A 4,389-nucleotide genomic window follows, 5' to 3' on the forward strand; every position below is an offset into this window, starting at 1 on the left:
TTTTGGTCAACGCAGTAGAAGAAGTCTATGCCATTGCTACGACCGCTCGGCCGACAGAATCAAAAAATGCTCAATTAATAGAGATTCCTAATGGCCAACAAGGATAACACGATAAGCAACCTGTCTTCGCCAGCCCTCGTGCCGACTTTACGCCAACAGGCCAAAGCATTGGTTTTCCACATAAAGCCGCCGCTATTTTAGATTGTTGATGCACAACGCCCACCGGATCAATTTACAAGGCGAATCGATGCGAAAAAATGAATTCCTTGAATTAAGGCGATTGAGCTATTTAAAAAATAGCAAGATCGTTTATGGTTTTCGTCATTTATCACAAGCCTTTATAAAAGAAGATATTCAGGTCAGGCGCTATAAAGTGCGGTAATTAATGAAAAAAAGGGACTTGGAGTCGCGCTACCAAAAATACTTCCAAATGGCTACAGACAGTTTGATGTCGCTGCGCCCAATAAGCTTTAGACGACCGCTGGACCCTTGAAGGCTGGTTCTACGTCCCGATTGTTATTAATTTATTTTTCAGGCAAGTGGTGGATGACTTATTGTTCTTATCACGGTAGCGTTTTCATTGGGTGTTAAAGTTCTTGGTCATAGTTTACGCCGTCAATTCTATATGCTTATTGACGATGTTTTTCAGTGAACACCTTACCATCAAGCATATGGTTGGGAGAGTTTTAGGCCGCGTAAAACCAATGGCTTTGCTACAGTAGCCTGCTGTTGAATGATTTTCCAAGAATTAGAATGCAAAAAATGTAAACACTTGAACATCGAATGCTCATTATATTTTTCTCTTTATCGGTAAGGTGAAATAAAAGAGCGTGCCCTTTTCCGATTTACTTTTGAAATTTAAAATACCCCCATGAGCATCAATAATAGAACGACTAATCGATAAGCCCATGCCCATTCCTGTTGATTTTGTGGTGAAAAAAGGATTCAGTATTTTGTCTTTTTGAGCATCATCAATCCCAGAGCCATTGTCATGCACCTTAACTTCTATCTCGTTGATATTCTTTAAACTAGTCTGAATCCTTATTTTTCTCGATGTTGTGGGCGGCATATCCTTTAATGCGTCAATACTGTTTCTCAGCAGATTTAACAAAACCTGTTCAATTTGAATATCATCAATAGTAACTTCAGGGAGGTTTTTTTCCAAATCAAGTTCAAGCTTGATTTTGCTTTGTTTAAAAGCATTGGCACTTAAGCCAACCGCATCTTCGACCAAGGTATTGATATCGATACTGATGCGACAGATCTTTCTGGGACTGACAAAATTTTTCATACGGTGAATTATCTGGCCCGCTTTCAACGCCTGCTGATGAATCTTGAATAATATGTCACCCAATTGCACCAGATCCGGATTTTCCGCGTCAATAAAACGTAAACAAGCTTGCGTATAATTAGTAATCGCTGTCAACGGCTGATTAACTTCATGCGCAATACCTGAACCCATTTCACCCATAAGACCAACACGGGTGACATGAGCCAACTCTTCCAAATGTTCTTTCTCTTGTTGCTCCTGATGTTTACGCAAACTCACGTCACGAAAGATACCGGTGAAATAATTTGCCCCATCTAGTGCATATTCCACCAGGGAAATATCCAGTGGTACCCTAGATCCATCTTTACATATGCCATCTATTTCACGAGTTAAACCAATAACACCAAGGATATTGGCAGTTACATTGTGCCTCTGCTTTTTTTTCTGTAAGGGCGACATGAGTTTGTCAAAACGGCAACCGACCAGCTCTTGCTCACTGTAGCCAAAAATAGTTTCTACGGCCTTGTTTGTCGATAAAATGACACCAGACGTATCAATAGTAATAATCCCCTCTATTGAGGCATTAAAAATAGCCGTCAGCTTGGCTTCGCGTTCCCACAACTGGTGTTTTAAATAATTGAATTCTTCAATTTTTTGGGTTAACTCCTGATTGCTTTCAATCAGCTTGGAGGTCTGCTCAAAAATCTTTTTTTCCAGTTTTTTATTGAGGCAAGAGATGGTCTCCTGAGTATATTTATATTCAGTGACATCCTGAACTGCCAGGTATATTTCGCTATCATTCGCGTAGTTATTGTTAACGGTGCTGCGCAATTCGACATAAACAAGATCGCTATTGTAGCTGCATAATGCCCGTGAACACCCATAAAGCTCAAAGCCGGGACATTCAGATGTTGTAGCCTCACTATTTTTGACTACCAGCTTTGCATTTAGAATGTGTTTGTTTTTAGCTACGACAAGATCGCGTATAAAAAAATAATAATTATCCTGATCTGAAGGATGTATAAATTTGCCCAGTCTCTTGCCTACCAATAGCTCTTTTGAACGACTCAATAGCTGTATTGCGGCAATATTGGCTTTCTTGATAAGACCTTGTTCGTTTATGGTCAGATAAGCGATGGGCGATAAATTATAAATTCGTGCAAAGTCATCATGAGAGACACTGAGTTCGTGATGGGTTCTTTTTAGTTCATCATTCTGCAACTCCAGCTCTATTTGATGAACCTGAAATTCAAACAGTAATTTTTCAATGTCGGTATCGGACATACTGGCAAGATCAGCACCCGATTTACCAAGCCTGGCAGCCGCTTCTTTTTGGAGCATTCCGGCGCCCTCCGTCTCTACCGTTTCAGTAACCATTGTCGATACCTTTCTTGAAGACTGGTGAAATAATTATTTATTACTCTGCTTTTTTAGCAGTTCTGAGGATAATTTTAGCTACATAAACAACAAAATACTCTACAATATTACATAAAAAATATTTCTATCAAGTAAATGCAATGAATGCTTCCCTATTTTAGACAACTTCCTGCCTAATTCAGACCGGTTCCTGCTGATAATTAACTTCCCTAGTGATTTTATATAGCCAACAAAATCAGGGGCTGACTACCTGGTAATTGTTTCAATGGACCGTTAAATGATTGATTTAACGAGACGTCCATGTAGTCGGCCAGCATGTACGGGAAACACCATCGGAAAAATTTCCACAGAGTAGAAAGGGTCAAATTAAATCCAACAATAGTTTTCGTGCATTATTTGAGGGAGAGACAGGGGTAGATATGATATTTTCTGGCGGTCTGGCGGATTAACGGAAGACCATGCGGAAAACACTTGTTTTCCGTCATTTCAAAGACCAATTATAATTGACTCCACGGGTTTTGCATGCTCTCCAACATTAACCAGTGGCGGTATTTTTATTTGTTCCGGTACACTTCACGGCGATTGCCAATTTTAACGACCAAAACGCACATAATGTTATCTTCAAGACTGCTGATAATTCGGTAGTCTCCTACCCGGTATTTCCAAAATTCACCAAGTTTTGAACCTTTAAGCGGCTCGCCGATACTTCTTGGGTCATCTAATACGGCGATTCGTTCATACAAAAATGCCAGAATGCGCCTGGCTATTTGCGGATCAAGTTTATCTAGTTCCCGCTCTGCGGCGGGATCAATTTCAACCTTCCAGGCCATAGCGCTTCATTACGTCTTTCAACGGCACGGCGTGACTTCTACCGGCACGAAGGTCAGTTACTCGTTGTTCTGCCAGGTACAAATCTTCCAGATCATCCAAGTGATCACGAATTGCTTCAATCATGTAAAAGGTTTTGCTACGGCCAGTTAATTTTGCCAGGTTACTGAGTCGGTCGGTAATATCGTCGGGTAATCGAAGTGATACTGAGCTCATGGTTGTCTCTCCAATCCAATGAATGAGATACAAGTATAACATTCTTTGGATTGGTTTTATTTAATCGCGTGAATAACGCTCTGGTAATTTAAGTAACAGTTACATTGGCTGTTTTATTTTTGCTGAGATTGAATGTCGGTAAGCATTTTAGAGACTGTACCCAACTATCAGACCCTACCAATAGAAACGGGGCAGAAAACGATAAATGAGATTGCTCAAGAGTATCGTGTTCGATAGAGTTTACGCGTACACCTTATATATAGGTGAACTACTTCAGCCACCCCTATCACAAAATGGCTTGATAGCCTTTTTTCTGTTTGGCTGCGCATAATTTTTGTCCCGCTAGTTGCGCCTCCGTCTCGGTATCGAACCAATCTTTCCGAACCGTTCCGGGTGAACCTGCCCTGCCCCACTCTTTAACCAGCGACCAGTCACCAAAAAGGCCTGGCATTATAAATAATTGATAAAACCGGTGTAGATTTTTGTCCGGGTCATGCCTTTCCAGGTAAATATGTTTCATGGCTCACCTCTGTTTTTAGTACGTTGTGGCGTGAATCAACTGTCGTAGGTTTTTAATAAGGTATAGATAGTTTGCCGGGTGACGTTAAAATGTCGGGCAATCGCTATCTTGGTAGCGCCCCCGTTAAACATCGCCAGGGCCATATCTTTATTCAGTTCATTGAATGCTTTTGGCCGAC

The 4,389-nt window shown here is 40.9% G+C and carries 6 protein-coding genes; 1 reads left to right on the top strand and 5 read right to left on the bottom strand.

Going from position 1 to position 4,389, the window contains the following annotated elements:
* Window positions 1–247 precede the first annotated feature (247 nt).
* Window positions 248–382 (top strand): hypothetical protein, encoded by a 135-nt coding sequence (locus N7974_RS20175; RefSeq protein WP_262967326.1) that lies wholly within the window; start codon window positions 248–250, stop codon window positions 380–382.
* A 408-nt stretch (window positions 383–790) separates the two neighbouring features.
* Here N7974_RS20175 and N7974_RS20180 read toward each other — a convergent pair whose 3' ends face one another.
* The 5 genes from N7974_RS20180 to N7974_RS20865 all read right to left on the bottom strand — a co-directional run.
* Complete coding sequence (locus N7974_RS20180) at window positions 791–2,647, bottom strand: PAS domain-containing sensor histidine kinase (RefSeq protein WP_262967327.1); 1,857 nt, start codon at window positions 2,645–2,647, stop codon at window positions 791–793.
* A gap of 554 nt (window positions 2,648–3,201) precedes the next feature.
* Entirely contained in the window at window positions 3,202–3,477 is a 276-nt protein-coding gene (locus N7974_RS20185) for a type II toxin-antitoxin system RelE family toxin (RefSeq protein ID WP_262967328.1), read from the bottom strand.
* Window positions 3,461–3,691 (bottom strand): type II toxin-antitoxin system RelB family antitoxin, encoded by a 231-nt coding sequence (gene relB, locus N7974_RS20190; protein ID WP_262967329.1) that lies wholly within the window; start codon window positions 3,689–3,691, stop codon window positions 3,461–3,463. Before relB ends, N7974_RS20185 begins: the two co-directional genes overlap by 17 nt.
* Before the next feature lie 286 nt (window positions 3,692–3,977).
* Window positions 3,978–4,211, bottom strand: a complete 234-nt coding sequence (locus tag N7974_RS20195; protein ID WP_262967330.1) for a WGR domain-containing protein — start codon at window positions 4,209–4,211, stop codon at window positions 3,978–3,980.
* A gap of 35 nt (window positions 4,212–4,246) precedes the next feature.
* A partial coding sequence (locus tag N7974_RS20865; protein WP_394813139.1) for a helix-turn-helix domain-containing protein occupies window positions 4,247–4,389 on the bottom strand: 143 nt, incomplete at its 5' end.

The organism is Methylobacter psychrophilus, assembly GCF_025583945.1.
Lineage (GTDB): Bacteria > Pseudomonadota > Gammaproteobacteria > Methylococcales > Methylomonadaceae > Methylobacter_C > Methylobacter_C psychrophilus.

What these genes read in the sequence shown, in the direction of transcription:
- N7974_RS20175 (WP_262967326.1), top strand. Translation starts at nt 248, where the DNA reads ATGCGAAAAAATGAATTCCTTGAATTAAGGCGATTGAGCTATTTAAAA.
- N7974_RS20180 (WP_262967327.1), bottom strand. Translation starts at nt 2,647, where the DNA reads ATGGTTACTGAAACGGTAGAGACGGAGGGCGCCGGAATGCTCCAAAAA.
- N7974_RS20185 (WP_262967328.1), bottom strand. Translation starts at nt 3,477, where the DNA reads ATGGCCTGGAAGGTTGAAATTGATCCCGCCGCAGAGCGGGAACTAGAT.
- relB (WP_262967329.1), bottom strand. Translation starts at nt 3,691, where the DNA reads ATGAGCTCAGTATCACTTCGATTACCCGACGATATTACCGACCGACTC.
- N7974_RS20195 (WP_262967330.1), bottom strand. Translation starts at nt 4,211, where the DNA reads ATGAAACATATTTACCTGGAAAGGCATGACCCGGACAAAAATCTACAC.